Origin of the sequence: Aeromonas sp. DNRA1, assembly GCF_963888745.1 — a bacterium.
Classification (GTDB): domain Bacteria; phylum Pseudomonadota; class Gammaproteobacteria; order Enterobacterales; family Aeromonadaceae; genus Aeromonas; species Aeromonas hydrophila.
The window spans coordinates 600,380-620,168 of sequence record NZ_CAWPKQ010000002.1; the positions used below are offsets into that span (position 1 = coordinate 600,380).

The following is a 19,789-nucleotide window of genomic DNA, read 5'->3' on the forward strand; positions in this document are numbered from 1 at the left end:
ATATTGCAAGGTGTGTCGATTTACATATTTCTGGTGATATTTGATGGTCTCATTGATCTATTTGAAAATAATGACCGGCAACGCGCACCGTTATTTTATTTCGGATCAATAACGGCGGTGCAACCGGTCGGTGCTGGGCAGATGTTGGCGTTACGCGGGCGCGCGCCAGAACGGCTTGTCCCCCAGCACGGTGGCCCTGTGCATCACTCGCCGGGCCGGCAGATAGTCGGCGTTGGCGTAATGCTGGGTGACCCGGTTGTCCCAGATGGCGATGTCGTGCTCCCGCCAGCGCCAGCGCACCTGATACTCGGGTTTGGTGACATGGCGAAACAGGAAGGCGAGCAGCGCCTCGCTCTCTTGCGCCGGCAAGTCGGGCAGGCGGGTGGTGAAGCCTTCATTGACGAACAGCGCCTGCCGGCCGCTCAAGGGGTGGGTGCGAACCACAGGGTGGCGCAGCGGCGGGTGACGGGCCGCCGCCTCCTGCCAGCGCTGGTACTCGGCCGGGCTGGCGTTGTGGCGGTGGGCCGGGAACGATTTGGTGAAGTCGTGTTCGGCTTCCAGCCCCGTCAGCAACTGCTGCAGACGGGGGGAGAGCCCCTCGAAGGCGGCGATGCCGCTGGCCCACAGGGTATCGCCCCCCACTGGCGGCAGCTGCTTGGCGGCCAGAATGGCCAGCGCCGGCGGCGTCTTGATGAAGGTGACGTCGGTGTGCCAGTTGTCGTTGTCCGGTGGGTTGTCGTCGTGGGTGTCGAGCACGATGATCTCCTTGGCCTCCGGCGCGTGGGGATAGACAGGGTGAATGTGCAGATCGCCGAAGCGGTTGGCCAGCGCCCGCTGCTGGCGGGGGGTGATGGGCTGATCCCGAAAGAACAGCACCTGATGGGTCAGCAGGGCCTGCTGCACCTGCGTGAACTGGCCCTCATCGAGCGGCCCGGCCAGGCTGATGCCGCTGATCTCGGCGCCGATGTGGGGACCGAGGGGGGTGATATGCAGGGAATTGCTCATAGTCCTTCTCCATGCCACGGCGTCAGGCGACGCTGCAGCGCACGTAAACCAAGTTCCAGAGTGAAGGCGATCAGGGCGATCACCAGAATGCCCGCCAGCACCACGTCGGTGGCGAGAAACTCGCCGGCGGCTTGTACCATGAAGCCCACGCCGCGGGTGGCGGCGATGAGCTCGGCCGCCACCAGGGTGGACCAGCCGACCCCGAGCCCGATGCGCAGCCCGGTGAGAATGTCCGGCAGGGCGCCGGGCACGATGACGTACCACAGCACCTGCCAGCGGTTGGCGCCGAGCGCCCGGGCGGCCCGCAGCCGCACCTGCTTGGCGCCCTGCACCCCCGCCAGGGTGGCCATGGCGACCGGCGCGAAGATGGCCAGATAGATGAGCAGCACCTTCGACGTTTCGCCGATGCCAAACCAGATCACCATGAGTGGCAGATACGCAAGGGGCGGCACCGGCCGGTAGAGCTCGATCAGCGGGTCGAGCATGCCGCGCAGGGTGGGGCTGAGCCCCATGGCAATCCCCACCGTTACCCCGAAAAAGGCCGCAGCTATCAGGGCGATCAGGATGCGCTGCAAGCTGGCCGCGAGATGCTGCCACAGGGTGGCATCCATGAAGCCTTGCGGCCCGGCGAGGGTGGCAAATTGCTTCAGCACCTGGGCAGGAGGGGGCAGAAACAGCGGGCTTATCAGCCCGAGCCTGGCCACCAGCCACCAGAGCGCCAGGAGGGCACAGAGGGTCAGCAGGCTCACCCCAAGCCGGCGTGGCAGCGACCAGCGCAGGCGTATCCGGCGGGCAGGGTCGAGCGGGCGGGAGAGAGTGAGGCTCATGCAAACACCTCCCGCTCGGCGAAGACCCGCTCCAGCACATACTCGCGCCGCGCGATGAAGGCGGGATCCGACTTGATGCTGCGGCAGGGCTCGCCGGCGGCGAAGCGGCGGCCAAAATCCAGGGTCAGCCGCTCCATGACTCGCCCCGGCGCCGGGGAGAGCAGCACCAGCTCGGTGGCCATGAACACCGCCTCCTCGATGTCGTGGGTGATGAGCAGCACCTGCCGGCGCTGCTCGTGCCACAGACGCAGCAATAGGGTCTGCATCTGCTCGCGAGTAAAGGCGTCGAGGGCGCCGAAGGGCTCGTCGAGCAGCAGCAGTTGCGGCTGGGTGGCCAGCGCCCGGGCGATGCCGACCCGCTGGCGTTGACCGCCGGAGAGCTGCCAGACCGGCTTGGCGTGGGCCTCCTCCAGCCCCACCTTGCGCAGCATGGCCAGCGCGCTGGCCTCGCGTTCGCGGCGCGGCACGCCGGCCAGCTGCAGGCCGAAGGCAACGTTGTCCAGTACGTTGCGCCAGGGCAGCAGACCATCGTGCTGAAACACCACCCCTCGCTCGGCGCCGGGGCCGCTCACCGGCCGCCCCTGCAGAGTGATGGTGCCTTGCTGGGCGCTCTGAAAACCGGCGATGAGGTTGAGCAAGGTGGTCTTGCCGCAGCCGGAGGGGCCGAGCACCACCATCAGCTCGCCTGCATCCAGGGTCAGGTTGATGTTGTCGAGGACTCTGCGCCCGGCGTAATCGGCACAAAGGTGAGTGAGCTGCAGCATGCATGCCTCCTTGTGATGCGGGGTCAGCGGGCGTGAGCCTTGACGAAGCGGTCGGTCACGTAGGCGCGATAATCGCTGCCGGCACTCTGCACCTTGCCTTGCTCCTTGAGAAAGCGGCTGGTGTCCACCAGGGTCTGGTTCACCAGTTCCCCCAGCTCGGTGCTCTGCTGGCTGGCGCTCAGGTAGGTGTTGCCCCTGACCAGCGCGGGCACGTCGCTGGCGGGCACGCCGCTCAGTTTGGCCAGCTTGGCGAGGTTGTCCGGCTTGGTCAGCCAGCCGTCCGGGTTGGCCAGGTAGTCGCGCTGGGCCGCTAGGGTGCTGTCGACGAAGGCCTGCACCAGCTCGGGATGGGCCTTGGCGAACTCCTTGCGCACCACCCAGACATCCAGGGTGGGGGCTCCCCACTCGCCCACCTGGGCCGAGTCGGTCAGTACCTTGCCGCCCTTGGTCAGCTCGTTGAGGGCTGGCGCCCAGACATAGGCGCCATCGATGTCACCCCGCTGCCAGGCGGCGATGATGGCCGGCGGCTGCAGGTTGACGATCTGCAGGCTGGCCGGATCCACTCCCCAGTGCCGCAGCGCGGCCAGCAGGCTGTAGTGGGCGGTGGAGGTAAAGGGCACGGCGATGCGCTTGCCGCTAAGCGCCGTGGCGGAGGTGAGCTCGGGCTTGACCACCAGCGCTTCCGAGTTGCCGAGCTTGGAGGCGAGCAGGAACACCTCGATGGGCACCTGCTGGTTGGCGGCCACCGCCAGCGGGCTGGAACCGATGTTGCCGATCTGCACGTCGCCGGAGGCGAGCGCCCGCACCACGCTGGCGCCGCTGTCAAACTTGAGCCACTTCACCGTGGCGCCGCTGGTGCGGGCAAAGGTGTCATCGGCCTGGGCCACCTTGGCCGGTTCAGCAGATGTCTGGTAGGCCACCGTGACTTCCACGGCCTTGGCTTGCAGGCTGAGCAGGGCGAGCGCCGCCAGCCAGAGGGAATGTCCTTTTCCTGTCATGATATTGCTCCATCGGGGGAATGAAGCGGCAGTTTTCCCATTTATCGGGGCGCTGAGGAAAGACCGAAAATATATGGCTGATGAGATATGGTTCTTAGAAAAAGAACGGCAATTAAATCCGTTTATTCATATATCTCAATATGGCAAGTCGATATTTGATGGCTGGCAATGAGTGCTGAAAATATCGGCAAGCCTATTTGGATATGGCAATGCTTGCCCAGTTATTGAATATCGAACCGGTTTGGCTTATTGGGCGGATAAAATAAAACCCGCCGGTTGGGCGGGTTGGTTTGGGGGGGGGACGGCGGTGCTGCAAGGAGCACGCAGGCAACGGGCCGGGCGAGCGTGGCGTGCCTGGGCTCAACGCTCCAGCAGGGGGGCGGAGCGGTAGCTCCAGAGCCCGTAGGTGCGCAAGGCGTCCCGGTAGATGCCGAGCAGCTCGCTGTCGCTCACCTTGGCAAGCTCGGAGAGTGGCTTGTCGGGGTAGCTGACGCTGTCTATCCGGATACCGGCCGGCCCGCTCTGCCAGCAGGCGATCTCAAGCAATGTCTGGCCCCGGCGCACATGGCTGGCAGAGCTCACCAGGGTGGCGTACTCGATCTGGTGGCGGGCGAGGGCATAGCCGCTGTAGAGGGCGTTCTCCACCGTGCTGGTGGCGTAGTTCTCCTCGATGATGCGCGAGCGATCGATCCCCTTTTTCACCAGCCAGTCCGCCATCAGCTTGCCCTCGGTTTGACGGTTTTGGGGCACGCCGCCGGTCAGGATGATGAGGGCCGCCGGGTTGGCCTTGGCCAGCGCCCGGGTGGTTTCCAGCCGGCCCAGCAGGATGTCGTGCATGGAGCCGTCGGGATTGAGGGCATAACCCAGGGTGACGATGGCCCGGTTGCCCGGCTTGGGTGAGCGCTCTCCTTGCTCCTTGAGCGGAGTGGCGACGACGCGCTCGACCGTGTCGAAGATGCGCTGCAGATCGGCGGCCCGGCCGGGATTGAGGGTCGCCAGCTTGCTCTGATACCCCTTGGCGGCGGCCTCGTTGTGCTTGAAGGTTTGCCAGGTGGCGAGGTAGCTCAGCAGGTCGATGTCATCGGGCGCCGTGCTGAGGGCCTGCTCGAACAGGCCGATTGCCTTGTCCACGTTGCCGTTGTAGATCTGGGCATTGGCCGCCGAGATGAGCAGGTCGGTGCGATAGGGCTCGAGCTGGTAGGCCTCTAGCAGCAGCTCGGTCACCTGCTCCATGTTGCTCGGCATCTTGGCAGTGAAGCCGGCGGTGGAGATGCGGGCGGGCGACTTGAAAATCTGCCAGGCGTCCGCCAGCAGCTGATCCACCACCTGGCGCTTGCTGATGTACTGGTCGTAATTCTGCTCCTTTTGCAGGGAGCGTACCGGGGCAGCCCAGGCTGCGGAAGGGAGCACGGCAGGCAGTGTCAGCAGGCCGGCCAGCGTCAGGGCAATCGCGGTTCTTTTCATCATGATGGCGTTCCACCGAAGGTTGATGGCACCAGGCCATTCCAGGACCATGGGGCTTTTTCAATAAAAACATAAACTTGGTGATTGGTCAGTGTACCGCGTCGTGGCGTGAAAAAACGTGAACCGCTTCGGTTATCCGGGGAAGGGGGTAGTGCCTGCCCTATTCGGGGGGAGTGAGACCTGATTTCCCTGTGGGTTTGCTCAGTTGTGGCGCAATCTTGCCGCGTTTGGGTAAAGCTCAGCGCTGCCGTGAAAAAGTTGGCGGGGCCAATCGTTTTACAACTTTTTCTGTGACGGCGATCACTGTACCATCGCCGCCCGACCTGCCACCCGGCCGCAGCTTCCCTGCGACGGCGCTGGCGTCACCCGATACTCGCCGTCACCCGGAACGTGAATGACCCCAGGATGGGACCCGCCACTAACCTGTAGGTTTGTGGTCTGCGTGTCGCGGGGTCGGCACCTCTCCCGCCCGCTCCCTGCGATGCCTGTCTGCAGACTTGCCGTATGAAACTTCTCTCTTCATAGGTGCAAGATGACGCTGTTATTGAGTCTGGTCGGTATGCTGGCCCTGATGTTTATCGCCTGGCTGGCCAGTGAAAACCGCCGTGCCATCCGCTGGCGGACCGTGCTGGGTGCCCTCGCCCTGCAAACCGGCTTTGCCGCCCTGGTGCTCTACTTCCCCCCCGGTCAAATCATGCTCGGCGCCATGAGCAACGGCGTCTCCGCCCTGCTCGGCTTTGCCGACAGCGGCATCCGCTTCGTGTTTGGCGATCTGGCCAGCAACGGCTTCATCTTCGCCGTGCGGGTGCTGCCGCTGGTGATCTTCATCAGCGCGCTGATCGCGGTGCTCTATCACTTCGGCATCATGCAGTGGGTGATCAGGGTGTTGGGGGGCGGCATTCACCGCCTGCTCGGCACCAGCCGCGCTGAATCCCTGGTGGCCACCGGCAACATCTTCCTCTCGCAAGGGGAATCGCCGCTGCTTATTCGCCCCTTCCTCGCCGGCATGACCCGCTCCGAGCTGTTTGCGGTGATGACCTGCGGCATGGCCTCGGTGGCAGGCTCAGTGCTCGGTGGTTACGCCGGGCTGGGTGTGGATCTGAAATACCTGATCGCCGCCTCCTTCATGGCGGCGCCGGGTGGCCTCTTGATGGCCAAACTGCTGGTGCCGGAGCAGCAGCAGGTGCGCGAGCAGGCCGAGATCACCCTCGACAAGAGCGACTACAGCAACGCCATCGACGCCCTGGCGGGCGGCGCCATGAGCGGCATGAAGATCGCGGTGGCCATCGGCACCATACTGCTGGCCTTTGTCAGCGTGATCACCATGATCAACGCCGGTCTCACCACGGTGGGCGAGTGGTTCGGCTGGGCCGATCTCTCCCTGCAGCAGCTGCTGGGCTATCTGTTTGCGCCGGTGGCCTGGCTCATCGGCGTGCCGGCCAGCGAGATGATGGCGGCAGGATCCTTGATCGGCCAGAAGGTGATCATGAACGAGTTTGTCGCCTACCTGGACTTTGCCAACATCAAGCAGGATCTCAGCGCCCACACTCAGATCATCATCACCTTCGCGCTGTGCGGTTTTGCCAACCTGGGCTCCATTGCGGTGCAGCTTGGCTCCATCGGCACCATGGCGCCTGAGCGCCGCCACGACGTGGCGAGCCTCGGCTTCAAGGCGGTGCTGGCGGCGACCCTGGCCAACCTGATGAGCGCCACCCTGGCGGGGCTGTTCGCCTCCCTCGGCTAAGCGACCTTTACCCCATGCACACCCCGTCTCGCCACTGGCGCGGCGGGGTGTCGTCCATCTGGCGCCAACCACTGACGCCTCGGCACGACCTGGGCTCGACAGGGGCGGGCGCAGGCGGTAGCGTGATGGCGCGCGGCCAGCCCGCGTCCGTTCAGGCATTCATATAACAAGGAATCACATCATGACCCGTTTCTCTCGCGCATTGGCGCTCTCCCTGCTGCTGGTCGGCGCCGCGCCGGCGTTTGCCGCCGCTACCTATACCTCGGATCTGCTGCTGTCGGCGGACTTCAAGGCCCCCTGGGCCAAGGCGACCCAGGGCATCAAGAACCTGCCCAAGTGGGTGCGCAGCGGCAATGGCACCAGCTCCCCGCTCGAAGCCGTGGCCGGCACCCCCTATCAGAGCGGCTCGGTCTGCAAGCCCCACGACTGCGCCAGCCACTACATGCAACTGCTGGTGGATACCAAGGCCAAGCGGGTGTGGGGCGTGCTGATCGACCTGCCAGATAGCGACGCTGCCCGCGAAACCCCGTCCAAATTTGCCCGCTACACCTGGCTTGGCCAGCCGGACAAGGGGATGCAGGCCGCCCTGATGAAGCAGGTTGAGGCCGACCCCAACTGGCAGTAAGCATCGAAAAGCAAAAACCTCTGCCTTGGCAGAGGTTTTTTTATGGCGAAGAGGTGATGTGTCAGGGCGCTAGCGGCTCAGGATCCGCACCGAGCGGATGCGATTGTTGAAGTCGGTTGCCTCCTGCTCGCCGCCCTTGCGGGTGTAGTAGCCACCGCGAAAGTCGGACTCCTCGAAGAAACGCACCACCCAGCCAGCCGGCACGGTGAAGGAGGAGATGCGGTTGGCAAAGCCGTAGCGGCCTAGATCCGCAATATCCCGGTCGATGCGCAGGGAGTCGCCGCTCTGGTGGGCGCCGTCGAACACCAGCAGGGTGCTGGCGTCGTCCCCTTCGTCCAATCGGGTTGTCAGACAGCTCGCCTTGGCCGCCTCGCAGAACAGGCTGTTGTTGCCTTGGCCCTGCTGGCAGCGGCGGCTCACCTTCTGGCGCGCCAGCCACTCGCTGCGCCCCGCATCGGCATAGACGCTGTTGAAGGGGGTCAGGGTACAGATATGGATACGCCCGCCACCCTGGCTCTGGCCGTTCACCACGATCTGGGGATTGATAAGGATATCGGCGCAGGCCGCTGTGCTCAGGGTCAACAGCGCCAGCAGGACAAATAGCTTGTTCATGGATGAGATCTTGCCAGTTCAAGGGGCGGCAAGGATTGCCGAGACGCAGCCTTGATGCAAGAGAGAGCGGCGCCCGCTGCGACACTCTTTGCCCGCCATCGACGCAAAGATGCAGGGCCCAAAGCAGAACACCGGCGCAAGGCCGGTGTTCTGAACAGCATGGCGGCGGGCCCGGCGGGCGCGCGGTCAGGGCGGCTTAGGCGTAGAAGGCCTCGACGGTGCCCTTGACGGTGATCAGCATGGGGTTGCCGTAGCGATCCTTGGCCTTGGGGGAGGGGATCTTCACCCAACCTTCGCTGATGCAGTACTCCTCGACATTGGTGCGCTCCTTGCCGTTCACGCGAATGCCGATCTCGTGCTGGAAGCACTCAGCCACGTGGTGCGGGCTGCGCGGGTTGGCCGCCAGACGGTCGGGCAGGGCCGGTTTGTTGTCGCTCATTTTATTTACCTGAGTGTGATAAAAAGTGGGTCATTGTAGGCAATGCCCGCCATGGGCTCAAGGCTGGCGACCCGCAACTTCACCTTCACTTCACCGAGCGGGGATAAGGTAGGCTCACGTTTTCAGTTGGAGCTTCACCCTATGCCCACCATAGTCACTCACGCCGCCGTCCCTCTCTGCATTGGGCTCGGGCTTGGCAGCCGGATGATTCCGCCACGCCTGCTGCTGGCAGGGATTGCCATCGCCATGCTGCCCGATGCCGACGTGCTCGCCTTTAAACTGGGGGTTGCCTACGGCCATGTCTTTGGCCATCGCGGCTTTACCCACTCACTACTGTTCGCCTTTGCCCTGCCCACATTGGCCATGCTGTTTCACCGCCAATTTCGGGCAGGCGCCGCCACCGTCTGGTCGTTTCTGCTGGTCTCTCTGCTCTCCCACAGCCTGCTCGATTCCCTCACCACCGGCGGCAAGGGGGTTGGCTGGCTCTGGCCGTGGCGTGACGAGCGCTTCTTCGCCCCCTGGCAGGTGATCCGGGTCGCCCCCTTCAAGCTGGAAGCCTATCTCACCGCCCGAGGCGAAGCGGTGCTCCTCTCCGAGCTCTACTGGGTCTGGCTGCCGGGGGCTGTATTGATGCTGATATTGATGGGGTGGCGGGTGTGGGGAAGGGGCCCTAGGGGATGCTGAGACTGGCGGCCAAGTAATGAAGATAGTCATAACTGTGCCACTGTATGGCACAGAGGGCGAGCAGGGCTGATGCCTCCAAGGCGCCTTGTTCCCAGTGCCGGAGCAATATCCACAGGGCATGCAGTATGCAGAGACCCAAGCTCACCAGATATATGAGGGTTAATGCCACTTCAATCAAATCCGATATACCGTAGGGAGCATTCGGATTGTGATAAAGCAGGTCATAGCCAAAGGCGCGAAATCCGAGTCTGAGCAGAAACAGGGAAAAGCAGAGGATGGCCAGTTGCTTTGTTTTACGGCTGATTTCTGTCATGCAACTTCTAAAATCTTCCAACGCTAACTTTTGGGGCTGAGATGCAGCAGAGCTAGGACGCCCATCTTTTTGAATGTTGGCGATGCAACGTCTTGCTCAGAATGGTGGGTGTCAGGTGATAACTAGATCTGTACAGACAAAGAGCCCAAAAAATTAAGGATGAAGTATCAGTAATGCTTCAGCAACTGACCTCAAGTCAGCTCTATCATTTCAATAAATGAACTTTAATATTATTCTCGATAATGACTAATGCCCAACTCAGCGGAGAAAATAAGCGCAGCGAAATTTGATCCGCTGTAGTTGCTTGTTATATGAGTTGTCTTGCCAGTTGACGAATGAACTGAATGCCGTCATTATTTATTCCATTATCGAAGAAACCATGCCTTTCCAAGTCTTCTATATATTGGCGTGGAGCTTTGGATAAAACTTCATCTACCATTCTTCGTATTCGACTAAGGGGTAATCTAGCGATTCGCTCGGGATCTAATTCACGAATTATAAAGTCTTTTGTGAAACCTTCCATTCCTGGGTCTATGTCACGCTCTTCCCTCTTTCTCATTCGTTCAAAAAATAACTTTTTATTCATTCTGGAAAGTTCTTTCTGTGAAGCTTCAAGCTCCTGCTCTTTTTCTGCTAGCTGTTGTGCTACAGCCTCCTTTTCTTCCTCTTGTAATTGAGATTGCTCAAGAAGTTTACGGACAATTTTATTTCTCTCTTCTAGCACTTTTTCTATTTCTTGTTTTTCTCCTTCAATTTTTTTCTTGGTATCATCAATACCCTTAGAAGTAGAAGAGTTGTTTTGTATATAATCTCGAACTGATGAATATCCTTCATCTAAGTTTCTTAACTTTTCCCCAAAACCACTTTCAATTTTTGCTAGAAGCTGCGCAATATCTTTAGTGAAATTATAGGTATTATCATAAAAAGTATTACTAGTCTCTGTAGCTTTAAAATAAAAAAGAGCCGCAAGTCCTACTGAAAACAATGCTAAAAGCAAAGATAGTAAAGTTGGGAAGTCAACTGTCAACGCAATTGGTGTTAAGTATATTTTGTAGCAAGCCACACCAACAGAAACAAGTGTGCAAATAGCTTTTACCCAATCCCATAAAGTGGCCTTATCAACTATATTTGAATTATCTGACAATGTGAAACCCTCTCTTGTTAATATAACGTCAGCATAACGGGATAATAAAGTTTGGCTAAACATAGTGAGGTACGAAATAAAGCCAGGCTTTATTAGTCCATACGTTGATGCGCTTGTTGTGATTATGAGCACAAGTGCGGTTGAAACTTCATATTCAGCAACATCTTTTCTTGACTATCTCCCTCAGCCCCCAATGAATAGAACACCCCAACATTATAAAGTTGCCTATTGGGGCTTACAATCACACCTAAAATATGTGCGTAAAAAACAACCGCACACACTTTCTTATGAACTGAAGACCTGATACTTGCTCCATAATCTTTGCTAAAAGCGGCCAGACGCAGCTTTGAGTAAGCACGAAAATGTTCAATGCTATTATATTCCTCGATTTTTTTTCCAATATCTAACAGGTCTGTCACATCAACAGTAATATAGCCGTATGCAGCACTTTTCCTTAGCCCCATTCTATTAATAATTTGCTTGTTCGCATCTTTGACCCTAGGCAAAATTTTGCTCTTACTCCGAACTCTTTTGCACTCTATATATATTATTTTATGATCGTATCTAGCGACAACATCGCAGTCCTCACTTGTTTCTACACTGATCCCTGCAAGTTTCAACCTTGCTGCAATAGAGAGCTCATGAAGATAATCTCTTGCGGGATCAGGTTTTTCAGGGGCGCTATCTTGGCGGTAAGGCAAACCTGAAATGACAAACTTAATCTGCTTTAGAATGTTTTCTTTTGGTTCGCTCTCGAAAGCACGATAAATTATTAAAAACTCATCTACTTCTTTCTTTGTTAGCAGATAATTTTTGTATTCTTCAGGCTCTTTTAACGTTTCTCTTTCATTTAAAATATTTTGATAATTTTGGATTCGGGTATTTACTATACGAAGGCCTAAGTCTTGCTCTAGCCAAGTCAGAGCTTTACCCAACTCACTAACAGTTTCATCATGTGTATATTTACGGGGATCGGAATGAAATTCGTACATTGTTTAATCCATAATCATAACGTTTGGTTAAAAGGCGGGCTTTAGTCCATCCCAGTGAGCGAAGCGAACGGTTTGAACCAATTGTCATATTGCACGACGCGAACCCAGTAATACAGCTTCGAGATTGGCCTGAGCTACTGATGAGCTTCCAAGAGCATCTTTACGCATGGCAGCCATCATGTTAGTGAAGACACTGCATTGTTCGTTTGTATTCATTGCTGCGCCGAGCAGCTCGAAGTATGCAAATGCAGAAATAACAGCTGGGGCACCGTATAGGGAAATTATGCACTTAGAATCAGCGGTTTTGGCGCCGAGTTGGCGACCCCCATTTGAATTTCTTTGGTGCCCGAGATTTGCATGCTCGCTCACGCACAGTAGGTAATTGGCGTATGCTTTTGCTCTTAAGTCGCGTTGATGTTTTTTGTTTTCAAGATGCCGGGAGAACAGAAATTTTAATACTGCACCAACTACTAAACCGACAAGAGAAAATATGGTGGTATTCACTGAACCTCCTTTGCTACATAACAGTGATTAGATAGAAGGCGGCACTAATCCGATAGCAGAGCCTTCATATAACTCCGCTCCGCCCTGATAGTTGCCACGAAAAATAAAATTAAATAAAAACATTACCAGTCTGCCTTTGATATTTGAATGCATTCGCTTGACCTCCTTGTTTAATGCTTCCATTGCCCTTTTATAAAGACACAGTTCAGGAGCCGGCTACGGCAAATCCCAGCAAGGCTACCGCCCCTGAGTTACAGCCCCCAGTTCGCTGCTTTTAACCTGCGAGAAAGCAACAATCGCTGTCATGGCGTTCTTCCGAGAGGTTGATTGTCATTCGGGTATCTTAAGGGGGCGGGGGCTGCGTTGAGAAGCGTGTTTTGGCAGGAATCTGTGTTGGATCAATAAATTAGTCATTAAGGCGTGCGCTGAGTGAGCATCTTGCTTGGCTGGAAATGCACCATCCCCTCACCCCAGCCCTCTCCCAAGGGGAGAGGGGACAAAGACGCTGGGAGCGGCAACAAGCAGGAAATAGAAAGGGAGCCTATCAGGCTCCCTTTCCGCACTCACGGTCAATGGCATTTGGCCAATGCAGTACCTTACCGATTGGTCGCGGCCTTCATCCCTTCCACAAACTCCTTCAGGCGGGTCAGCATGTGTTCCGGGTTCTGGTGGTGGGTCTCGATGATCTTCACCACGGCGGAGCCGGAGATGGCACCGGCGGCGCCAGCGGCGATGGCTTCACGTACCTGGGCCGGTTCGCTGATGCCAAAGCCGAGCAGGGCGGGGGGGGCATTGAACTCGCGCAGGGTGTTGATGAGGCCCTCCACCGGCATGCCGGCCTTGGTCTCGGCACCGGTCACGCCGGCGCGGCTCACCAGATAGGTGTAACCGGAGCCGAGCTCGGCAACGGCCTTGAGCGTCTCGGCATCGCCGTTGGGCGGGGCAATAAAGATGCTGTCGATGCCGAACTTGTCGGCGGCCGCCTTGTAGGGTTCGCACATCTGCACCGGCACGTCCGCCACCAGCACGGAGTCCACCCCTGCCTGCTGGCACTTCTCGTAGAAGCCGTCGATGTGGCGCACATAGACCAGGTTCGCGTAGACCAGGAGGCCAATGGGCAGCTGCGGGTACTTGGCGCGGATGCGGGCGAGCAGGCCGAAGCAGTCGTCTGGGGTGGTGTGGCTGGCAAAGGCACGCAGGGCGGCGCCCTGAATGGTGGGGCCGTCTGCCACCGGATCGGAGAAGGGAATGCCGAGTTCGAGGGCGTCGGCGCCCCCTTCGACCAGGGCATCGACGATGGCCAGGGACAATTCGGGGGTGGGGTCACCCAGCATCACGAAGGGCACGAAGGCGCCCTGATTGGCCTTGTCCAGACGGGAGAAGAGTTGTGCGTAACGGTTCATGACAAGGTTCCTTCTTTTTCAAAGATGTCGGCAACGGTGAAGATGTCTTTGTCGCCACGGCCGGAGAGGTTGACGATGAGCACCTGCTCTTTTTCCGGTTCACTGCGGGCCATCTTGAGGGCATGAGCCAGGGCGTGGGAGGACTCCAGCGCCGGTATGATGCCTTCGGATTTGGCCAGCTCCTGGAAGGCGTCCAGCGCCTCCTTGTCGGTCACCGAGGGGTACTCGGCGCGGCCGATGGCGGCCAGGTGGGCGTGCTGGGGGCCGACGGAGGGGAAGTCCAGCCCCGCCGAGACGGAGTAGGACTCCTGGATCTGGCCCTGGTTGTCCTGCATCAGGAAGGAGTGCATGCCAAAGAAGACCCCCTTGCTGCCGTGACCCAGCGGCGCGCCGTGCTCGCCGCTTTCGATGCCGTGACCACCGGGTTCGACCCCGATAAGGCGCACGGAAGGCTCATCGATAAAGTCCGCAAACATGCCGATGGCATTGGAGCCGCCGCCGACGCAGGCGATCACCGCATCGGGCAGGCGCTCTTCTTTTTCGAAGCACTGGGCCTTGGCCTCTTCCCCGATCATCTTCTGGAACTCCCGCACGATGGTGGGGAAGGGGTGGGGGCCAGCGGCGGTACCGAGCAGGTAGTGGGCGGTTTCATAGTTGGCAGCCCAGTCCCGCAGCGCCTCGTTGCAGGCATCTTTGAGGGTGCTGGAGCCGGAGTGCACCGGGATCACGGTGGCACCCATCAGCTTCATGCGAAACACGTTGGGCTTCTGGCGCTCGCAATCCTTGGCGCCCATATAGACCCGGCACTTGAGGCCGAGCAGGGCGCAGGCCAGCGCAGTGGCCACACCGTGCTGACCGGCGCCGGTCTCGGCGATGATCTCGTGCTTGCCCATGCGCTTGGCAAGCAGGGCCTGACCCAGCACTTGGTTGGTCTTGTGGGCGCCGCCGTGCAGCAGATCTTCACGCTTGAGGTAGAGGCGGGTCTTGGTGCCCTTGGTCAAATTGCGGGTGAGGGTGAGCGGTGTCGGGCGACCGGCGTACTCGGTCAGGAGTGCCTGAAACTCGGCGACGAAAGCCGGATCATCCTTGGCATCGACGAAGGCCTTCTCCAGCTGGAGCAGGGCGGGGATGAGGATCTGGGGCACGTACATGCCGCCAAATTCACCAAAAAACGGGTTGAGCAGGGTCATGGCTTCTTCCTTGTATTAGCTAAATCGAAACATCGAAAAGGGTTGCGTTACAGGTCGCGCAGGGCGGCAAACGCGGCTGCAATCTTGTGCGCATCCTTCTGGCCCGGGGCACTCTCTACCCCGGAGTTGAAATCAAGGCCGAGGCAGCCCACTTGCGCGGCTTGCAGGGCGTTGTCGGGGTTAAGGCCGCCCGCCAGCATCAGTTTGCTCTTGTCGAGGGTGGCCAGCATGGCCCAGTCGAACGCCTGACCGGTGCCGCCGCTCTGGCTGCCCACTTTTGTATCGAGCAGCAGCCGATCGGCTGGGTAGTCGAGGGCGGGCAGCGGCTCGCCGCTCGTTATTCCTACCGCCTTCCAGATCTGGCAGCCAGCTGGCAGCAGTGCGCGCAGCCCCTCGATATAGGCGGCATCTTCATCCCCGTGCAGCTGGACTGCCGCCAAGTTCAGAGCCTCCACCGTCTTGACGATGGTGGCGGGCTGGGCGTTGCGAAATACCCCGACGTAAGAGAGCGGCGCGCCCGCCATCACGGCGCGGGCGGCGGGGATGTCCACATAACGCGGGCTTTTGGCCACAAAGATAAGACCCCCGAATACCGCGCCCGCCTGATGGGCGGCGGCGGCATCCTCGGCGCGGGTGAGGCCGCACACCTTGTTCTGGCCCAGTACCAGCTTGCGCACCGCAGCCTCCAGATCCGGCTCGGCCATCAGGGATGAGCCCACCAGAAAGCCCTTGGCGTGGTGGCGCAGATCCGCTACCTGAGCGCGGTGGTTGATGCCGGACTCGCTGATCACTACCCGATCGCTTGGAATGTCTGCGGCCAGCTGTTTGGTGCGGGCGAGATCGACGCTCAAGTCGCGCAGATCCCGGTTGTTGATACCGATCACCGGCGCCCCTAGCGCGATGGCGCGGGTCAGCTCCTCCTCGTTGCTCACCTCGGTCAGCACGCCAAGGCCCAGCTCCTTGGCCACCGCGAACAGGGCGCGATAGCCCTCGTCGGTGAGCACCGAGAGCATCAGCAGGATGGCGTCCGCCTGATAGTGGCGGGCCAGATAGACCTGATAGGGGTCAATCATGAAATCCTTGCAGAGCACCGGCTGCTGAACACGGCTGCGCACCCGCGGCAAAAAGGCGAAATCCCCCTGAAAGAACTTCTCGTCGGTCAGCACCGAGATGGCGGTGGCGTATTTGCCATAGATGTCGGCGATCGCCTCCGGGCTGAAATCGTCGCGGATCAACCCCTTGGAGGGGGAGGCCTTCTTGCACTCCAGAATAAAGCGGGTGGAGCCCGCCTTGAGCGCCCCGACGAAATCCCGATCGCTTGGGGTCAGTGCGCTCTGGAAGCTCTCCAGCGGCTGGGCCAGCTTGCGGGCGGCAACCCACTCCTGTTTGGCCGCCACGATTTTGCCGAGAATGGTCTGGCTGATGGAGGCCATGTTCAGAAAAGCATGGGGGGCAATAAGGTCTGACATCTCGTTATCCTTGTGAAACTGGCTCTTGCCCTGTGGGCGTTCTGAATGACTGCTGTGCGACATGGTGGCTGACATCATGCCTCCTGATGACCCGCTTCCTGATGGCTCAAAGTGGCGAGCCGGGCGGCGAGCTCAGCCGCTTTACCGCTCGCCAGCACCGCCAGCACCTCGGCCGCCGCGCTCTTGAGATCCTTCGCCTTGCCTGCCATCAGCAGCAGTGGCGCCACGTTGGCGGCGATGGCGGCGTTGTGGGCCGGGGTGCCACGCCCCTCCAGAATGGCGGCAGTGATGGCGCGGTTCTCTTCCGGTTCCCCACCCTGAATGGCGCTGACCGGATAGGTCTCGAGGCCAAAGTCAGCCGGGGTGATCATAAATTCGCGGATCTCGCCGTCACGGATCTGGGCCACCTGGGTCGGGCCGTGGATGGCAATCTCGTCGAGCCCGGCGCCGTGCACCACCATACCGGTTTTCAGCCCCAGTGCCAGCAGGGTTTCGGCGATGGGGCGTACCAGCTCGGGGGCATAGACCCCCATCAGCTGATAGGTGGGGCGAGCGGGGTTGATAAGCGGCCCCAGCACATTGAACAGGGTACGGGTCTTGAGGGCCTGACGTACCGGCATGGCGTGGCGCACGCCAGCGTGATACTGGGGGGCGAACAGGAAGCAGATGCCGAGCTCATCCAGACAGCGGCGCGCCTGCGCCGGGCTCATGTCGAGCTTGATGCCCATCTTGTCGAGCAGATCGCTCGAACCCGACTTGCTCGAGACCGAGCGGTTGCCGTGCTTGGCCACTTTCAGGCCGCAGGCGGCAGCGACCAGCGCCGAAGTGGTGGAGACGTTGATGGTGTTGAGGCCATCGCCACCGGTGCCGACGATGTCGCAGAACTCATAGTCCGGGCGCGGGAAGTTGCGCGCTTCCGCCAGCAAGGCTTCGGCGGCGCCGGCGATCTCCTCCGGGGTCTCCCCCTTGATCTTGAGAGCGGTCAAGAGACTGGCGAGCACGATGGGATCCACTTCGCCACGTACCACCTGGCCGAAGGCGTCGCGGGTACTTTCACGGCTCAGAGACTGACCCTGATAGAGGGTGTTGAGATGATGATGCATGTTGGTCTCCTTACCGCACACTGCTTTCTGGACGGGTGATATGGGCGAGCGCCTGGGTCAGCAGACGGGCCCCTTCCGAGGTCATGATGGATTCCGGGTGGAACTGGAAGCCCAGCACCCGCTCATCCTGCTGCTCGATGGCCATGGGCATGCCCTGATAGTGGGCAATCACCGTCAGCTCTTCCGGTACATAGGTGGCGACCAGCGAGTGGTAGCGGGCCACCGGCAAGGGGCTTTGCAGCCCCGCGAAGGCGCCGTGGCCGTTGTGCTCAATCAGCGAACGCTTGCCGTGGACAATCTCGCCCGCTGCGCCGACGGTGCCGCCGTAGGCTTCGCACAGGGCCTGATGGCCGAGACAGATGCCGAGGATGGGCACCTGACCACGTGCCAGCTTGATGAGGTCGATCAGGCAACCCGCTTCATGGGGGGCTCCCGGGCCCGGCGAGAGCACCAGCACGGCGTCTCCTTCACAGGCGGCTATCTCGCTCATGATGCGGCTCGCCGGCAGGCTGTTGCGGTAGATCCGCACCGGATAACCGAGGGCGCGGAACTGGTCGACGAGGTTGTAGGTAAAGGAGTCGAAGTTGTCGAGCAGGAAGATGTTAGTCATGGCTCACGTCCTTATGTTGCTCCTGCTGGGCGCTCAGGGCTTGCAGGGAGGTGCCATGGCTGGCGGCGATGGCGGCCAGCACGGCGGCCGCCTTGGCGCGGGTTTCGTCCGCTTCGGCCTGGGGTTTGGAGTCATAGACCACCCCGGCACCGGCCTGTACGTGGGCTACGCCATCTTTCACGAAAGCCGAGCGAATGACGATGCAGGTATCCATCTCGCCGGCGCCGTTGATGTAGCCGACCGCGCCGCCGTAGCTGCCGCGGCGCTTGCCTTCCACCATGCGAATCAGCTCGCTGGCGCGGATCTTCGGCGCGCCGGTCAGGGTGCCCATGTTCATGCAGGCCTGATAGGCGTGCAGGGCGTCAAGATCGGAACGCAAGGTGCCGACCACCTTGGAGACCAGATGCATCACGTGGCTGTAGCGATCCACTTTCAGCAGCTCCTTGACGTAGCGGGTGCCGGGCTCCGAGATGCGGGCAATATCGTTGCGGCCCAGATCCACCAGCATCAGGTGTTCGGCCACCTCTTTCTCGTCCTGACGCAGCTCCAGCTCGATGCGGCCGTCGAGATCCCGGTTGATGCTGCCATCGGGGTTGAAGCCACGGCGGCGGGTACCGGCGATGGGGTACATCTCCACGTCGCGGCTGGTGGCGCAGAACTTCACCGCGCTCTCGGGGGAGGCGCCAAACAGGGTGAAGCCCTCATCCTGCACGTAGAACATGTAGGGGCTGGGGTTGGTCTGTTTGAGGCGGCGATAGGCGGCGATGGGGCTGGGGCAGGGCAGGGAGAAGCAGCGGGACGGCACCACCTGGAAGATGTCACCGCGGCGAATGAAGCCCTTGAGCTTCTCCACCTCGGCGCAGAACTGCTTGTCGCTCTTGTCCACGCTCATGCCGCCGGTGAGGGCCGGGGTGGCCGGAGCCTGCGCGGGGGCTTGCTGGCAGGCGTGCTTGAACTGGGCGAGGCGCTCGCTCAGGCGGTGGTATCTGTCTTCCACCCGGCTCTCGTCGCTGTCACCGCCAAAGATGCAGGCAAGCAGCGCAGTGGAGCGCGCGATGTGGTCGATGGTGATCAGGGTCTCGGCCACGTAGAAGCAGTAGTCGGGGCAGTCGTTGCTCCCCTGTGGCACGTCGGGCAGATCTTCAAAGGAGGCGATGAGGTCGTAGGCGAAGCTGCCGGCCATAAACAGGGCCTCTTTGCCGAGCTGGCAATCGAGCTCTCGCTGCAGGGTGCGCAGCACGTCCAGTACGCTGACCCCCTTGAGGCGGCTGTCTTCGTCCTGCTCCCGATCGGAGGCCGGGAAGTCGAGCTGCAGCTCGCCGGCCACCATGCTCTGGGCAACGGCGGCGGGCAGGCGCTCGGCCAGCAGGCTCTGCAGCTGGGCGCCGTTGTCGTTGAGGCTGCGCACCCGCACGGTGCGGCCACGGCACTCGATGCGCAGGCAGGCGTCCACCAGCAGCAGGCTCTGTTTGCCGGCCTTGGAGTCGATCTCCACCGATTCCAGCAGCAGGTTGTTGGGGCGACCCTGGCAGAGCTCGCTGTAGAGTGCCAGCGGATCGGCCACATAGGGGGCGTTGAGGGTGAGGGTATCGAATTCACCCAGAGGAAGGCGATGGCTGGCTGTCATAGTGCGTTCCCTTGCGTGTGATGCTGTTTACCGATGTTCATGACGTTGAATTCCTTGAAAATTTAATGGGTCCGGGGTGGCAGGTTCAGGGGCGCCATCGCCAGGTCAGCTTGCTTGTCTGAATTCTCGGTTTCATCACAGGTCCATTTGCCGGATAATAAAAAAGCCCGCTGGGGTCAGCGGGCTTTTTCTTTGGGTTCTTTATTTGCTGTCAGACTTACAGGTACAGCAACGACCACACGCCCGCATGTCAGGGAGTGTGCCACCACCAG

The 19,789-nt window shown here is 60.2% G+C and carries 20 protein-coding genes; 3 read left to right on the plus strand and 17 right to left on the minus strand.

The annotated features are described in order from the left end of the window. Nucleotides 1–150: 150 nt before the first annotated feature. From tauD to AACQ43_RS08750, 5 genes are all read right to left on the minus strand, one after another. The gene (gene tauD / locus AACQ43_RS08730; RefSeq protein ID WP_168966994.1) at nt 151–1,005 is read right to left on the minus strand and encodes a taurine dioxygenase; all 855 of its coding nucleotides are present in this window, start codon (nt 1,003–1,005) and stop codon (nt 151–153) included. Continuing rightward, nucleotides 1,002–1,832 (minus strand): taurine ABC transporter permease TauC, encoded by an 831-nt coding sequence (gene tauC, locus AACQ43_RS08735; protein ID WP_168966995.1) that lies wholly within the window; start codon nt 1,830–1,832, stop codon nt 1,002–1,004. Before tauC ends, tauD begins: the two co-directional genes overlap by 4 nt. After that, nucleotides 1,829–2,596: a taurine ABC transporter ATP-binding subunit gene (gene tauB / locus AACQ43_RS08740; RefSeq protein WP_043121614.1), complete on the minus strand. Its 768-nt coding sequence runs from the start codon at nt 2,594–2,596 to the stop codon at nt 1,829–1,831. The genes tauC and tauB overlap by 4 nt, the downstream gene beginning before the upstream one ends. Nucleotides 2,597–2,619: 23 nt before the next feature. Then, nucleotides 2,620–3,594, minus strand: coding sequence for a taurine ABC transporter substrate-binding protein (gene tauA, locus AACQ43_RS08745; RefSeq protein WP_168966996.1), 975 nt, complete (start codon nt 3,592–3,594; stop codon nt 2,620–2,622). A 360-nt stretch (nt 3,595–3,954) separates the two neighbouring features. Continuing rightward, complete coding sequence (locus tag AACQ43_RS08750) at nt 3,955–5,109, minus strand: YdcF family protein (protein ID WP_211162501.1); 1,155 nt, start codon at nt 5,107–5,109, stop codon at nt 3,955–3,957. 481 nt (nt 5,110–5,590) lie between these two features. Between AACQ43_RS08750 and AACQ43_RS08755 the strand changes: the two genes are divergently transcribed. Further along, nucleotides 5,591–6,802, plus strand: coding sequence for a NupC/NupG family nucleoside CNT transporter (locus tag AACQ43_RS08755; RefSeq protein ID WP_016351392.1), 1,212 nt, complete (start codon nt 5,591–5,593; stop codon nt 6,800–6,802). A gap of 181 nt (nt 6,803–6,983) precedes the next feature. Further along, nucleotides 6,984–7,427 carry an inhibitor of vertebrate lysozyme family protein gene (locus tag AACQ43_RS08760; protein WP_017410358.1) on the plus strand — a complete coding sequence of 148 codons (444 nt, stop codon included), beginning with the start codon at nt 6,984–6,986 and terminating at the stop codon, nt 7,425–7,427. Between the two features lie 69 nt (nt 7,428–7,496). On the opposite strand, the gene AACQ43_RS08765 is transcribed toward AACQ43_RS08760, so the two are convergent. Together AACQ43_RS08765 and AACQ43_RS08770 are read right to left on the minus strand one after the other, a co-directional pair. After that, complete coding sequence (locus AACQ43_RS08765) at nt 7,497–8,039, minus strand: beta/gamma crystallin-related protein (RefSeq protein ID WP_168966997.1); 543 nt, start codon at nt 8,037–8,039, stop codon at nt 7,497–7,499. Between the two features lie 196 nt (nt 8,040–8,235). After that, nucleotides 8,236–8,478 carry a DUF3297 family protein gene (locus AACQ43_RS08770; RefSeq protein ID WP_005302916.1) on the minus strand — a complete coding sequence of 81 codons (243 nt, stop codon included), beginning with the start codon at nt 8,476–8,478 and terminating at the stop codon, nt 8,236–8,238. 141 nt (nt 8,479–8,619) lie between these two features. Here AACQ43_RS08770 and AACQ43_RS08775 point away from each other — a divergent pair, with 141 nt between their 5' ends. Beyond that, nucleotides 8,620–9,162, plus strand: a complete 543-nt coding sequence (locus AACQ43_RS08775) for a metal-dependent hydrolase (RefSeq protein WP_168966998.1) — start codon at nt 8,620–8,622, stop codon at nt 9,160–9,162. Here the strand turns inward: AACQ43_RS08775 and AACQ43_RS08780 are convergent. The 10 genes from AACQ43_RS08780 to AACQ43_RS08825 form a co-directional block, all read right to left on the minus strand. Then, nucleotides 9,149–9,475, minus strand: a complete 327-nt coding sequence (locus tag AACQ43_RS08780; protein ID WP_168966999.1) for a hypothetical protein — start codon at nt 9,473–9,475, stop codon at nt 9,149–9,151. The genes AACQ43_RS08775 and AACQ43_RS08780 overlap by 14 nt on opposite strands. A 307-nt stretch (nt 9,476–9,782) precedes the next feature. Further along, on the minus strand, nt 9,783–10,682 hold the full coding sequence (locus AACQ43_RS08785) for a hypothetical protein (protein ID WP_211162502.1): 900 nt from the start codon (nt 10,680–10,682) through the stop codon (nt 9,783–9,785). A 59-nt stretch (nt 10,683–10,741) separates the two neighbouring features. Beyond that, nucleotides 10,742–11,611, minus strand: a complete 870-nt coding sequence (locus AACQ43_RS08790; RefSeq protein WP_168967000.1) for a hypothetical protein — start codon at nt 11,609–11,611, stop codon at nt 10,742–10,744. Between the two features lie 84 nt (nt 11,612–11,695). Further along, a complete protein-coding gene (locus AACQ43_RS08795) occupies nt 11,696–12,115 on the minus strand; it encodes a hypothetical protein (RefSeq protein WP_168967001.1) in 420 nt (139 codons plus the stop codon). A gap of 596 nt (nt 12,116–12,711) precedes the next feature. Further along, nucleotides 12,712–13,518, minus strand: a complete 807-nt coding sequence (trpA, locus tag AACQ43_RS08800) for a tryptophan synthase subunit alpha (RefSeq protein WP_113725446.1) — start codon at nt 13,516–13,518, stop codon at nt 12,712–12,714. Next, the gene (gene trpB / locus AACQ43_RS08805; RefSeq protein WP_041214833.1) at nt 13,515–14,708 is read right to left on the minus strand and encodes a tryptophan synthase subunit beta; all 1,194 of its coding nucleotides are present in this window, start codon (nt 14,706–14,708) and stop codon (nt 13,515–13,517) included. The genes trpA and trpB overlap by 4 nt, the downstream gene beginning before the upstream one ends. 47 nt (nt 14,709–14,755) lie before the next feature. After that, complete coding sequence (gene trpCF / locus AACQ43_RS08810) at nt 14,756–16,252, minus strand: bifunctional indole-3-glycerol-phosphate synthase TrpC/phosphoribosylanthranilate isomerase TrpF (protein ID WP_168967002.1); 1,497 nt, start codon at nt 16,250–16,252, stop codon at nt 14,756–14,758. Then, nucleotides 16,252–17,280 (minus strand): anthranilate phosphoribosyltransferase, encoded by a 1,029-nt coding sequence (gene trpD / locus AACQ43_RS08815; RefSeq protein WP_168967003.1) that lies wholly within the window; start codon nt 17,278–17,280, stop codon nt 16,252–16,254. The genes trpCF and trpD overlap by 1 nt, the downstream gene beginning before the upstream one ends. 10 nt (nt 17,281–17,290) lie before the next feature. Next, nucleotides 17,291–17,890 carry an aminodeoxychorismate/anthranilate synthase component II gene (locus AACQ43_RS08820; protein WP_124243272.1) on the minus strand — a complete coding sequence of 200 codons (600 nt, stop codon included), beginning with the start codon at nt 17,888–17,890 and terminating at the stop codon, nt 17,291–17,293. Further along, the gene (locus AACQ43_RS08825; RefSeq protein ID WP_168967004.1) at nt 17,883–19,517 is read right to left on the minus strand and encodes an anthranilate synthase component 1; all 1,635 of its coding nucleotides are present in this window, start codon (nt 19,515–19,517) and stop codon (nt 17,883–17,885) included. The genes AACQ43_RS08820 and AACQ43_RS08825 overlap by 8 nt, the downstream gene beginning before the upstream one ends. Nucleotides 19,518–19,789: the final 272 nt, after the last annotated feature.

Excerpts from the sequence above, each read along its gene's own strand:
- tauB (WP_043121614.1), bottom strand. The coding sequence starts at position 2,596 with ATGCTGCAGCTCACTCACCTTTGTGCCGATTACGCCGGGCGCAGAGTC.
- tauD (WP_168966994.1), bottom strand. The coding sequence starts at position 1,005 with ATGAGCAATTCCCTGCATATCACCCCCCTCGGTCCCCACATCGGCGCC.
- trpD (WP_168967003.1), bottom strand. The coding sequence starts at position 17,280 with ATGCATCATCATCTCAACACCCTCTATCAGGGTCAGTCTCTGAGCCGT.
- AACQ43_RS08790 (WP_168967000.1), bottom strand. The coding sequence starts at position 11,611 with ATGTACGAATTTCATTCCGATCCCCGTAAATATACACATGATGAAACT.
- tauC (WP_168966995.1), bottom strand. The coding sequence starts at position 1,832 with ATGAGCCTCACTCTCTCCCGCCCGCTCGACCCTGCCCGCCGGATACGC.
- AACQ43_RS08750 (WP_211162501.1), bottom strand. The coding sequence starts at position 5,109 with ATGGTCCTGGAATGGCCTGGTGCCATCAACCTTCGGTGGAACGCCATC.
- AACQ43_RS08825 (WP_168967004.1), bottom strand. The coding sequence starts at position 19,517 with ATGACAGCCAGCCATCGCCTTCCTCTGGGTGAATTCGATACCCTCACC.
- AACQ43_RS08780 (WP_168966999.1), bottom strand. The coding sequence starts at position 9,475 with ATGACAGAAATCAGCCGTAAAACAAAGCAACTGGCCATCCTCTGCTTT.
- AACQ43_RS08785 (WP_211162502.1), bottom strand. The coding sequence starts at position 10,682 with ATGTTTAGCCAAACTTTATTATCCCGTTATGCTGACGTTATATTAACA.
- AACQ43_RS08820 (WP_124243272.1), bottom strand. The coding sequence starts at position 17,890 with ATGACTAACATCTTCCTGCTCGACAACTTCGACTCCTTTACCTACAAC.
- AACQ43_RS08755 (WP_016351392.1), top strand. The coding sequence starts at position 5,591 with ATGACGCTGTTATTGAGTCTGGTCGGTATGCTGGCCCTGATGTTTATC.
- AACQ43_RS08765 (WP_168966997.1), bottom strand. The coding sequence starts at position 8,039 with ATGAACAAGCTATTTGTCCTGCTGGCGCTGTTGACCCTGAGCACAGCG.
- AACQ43_RS08775 (WP_168966998.1), top strand. The coding sequence starts at position 8,620 with ATGCCCACCATAGTCACTCACGCCGCCGTCCCTCTCTGCATTGGGCTC.
- AACQ43_RS08770 (WP_005302916.1), bottom strand. The coding sequence starts at position 8,478 with ATGAGCGACAACAAACCGGCCCTGCCCGACCGTCTGGCGGCCAACCCG.
- trpA (WP_113725446.1), bottom strand. The coding sequence starts at position 13,518 with ATGAACCGTTACGCACAACTCTTCTCCCGTCTGGACAAGGCCAATCAG.
- AACQ43_RS08760 (WP_017410358.1), top strand. The coding sequence starts at position 6,984 with ATGACCCGTTTCTCTCGCGCATTGGCGCTCTCCCTGCTGCTGGTCGGC.
- trpB (WP_041214833.1), bottom strand. The coding sequence starts at position 14,708 with ATGACCCTGCTCAACCCGTTTTTTGGTGAATTTGGCGGCATGTACGTG.
- tauA (WP_168966996.1), bottom strand. The coding sequence starts at position 3,594 with ATGACAGGAAAAGGACATTCCCTCTGGCTGGCGGCGCTCGCCCTGCTC.
- trpCF (WP_168967002.1), bottom strand. The coding sequence starts at position 16,252 with ATGTCAGCCACCATGTCGCACAGCAGTCATTCAGAACGCCCACAGGGC.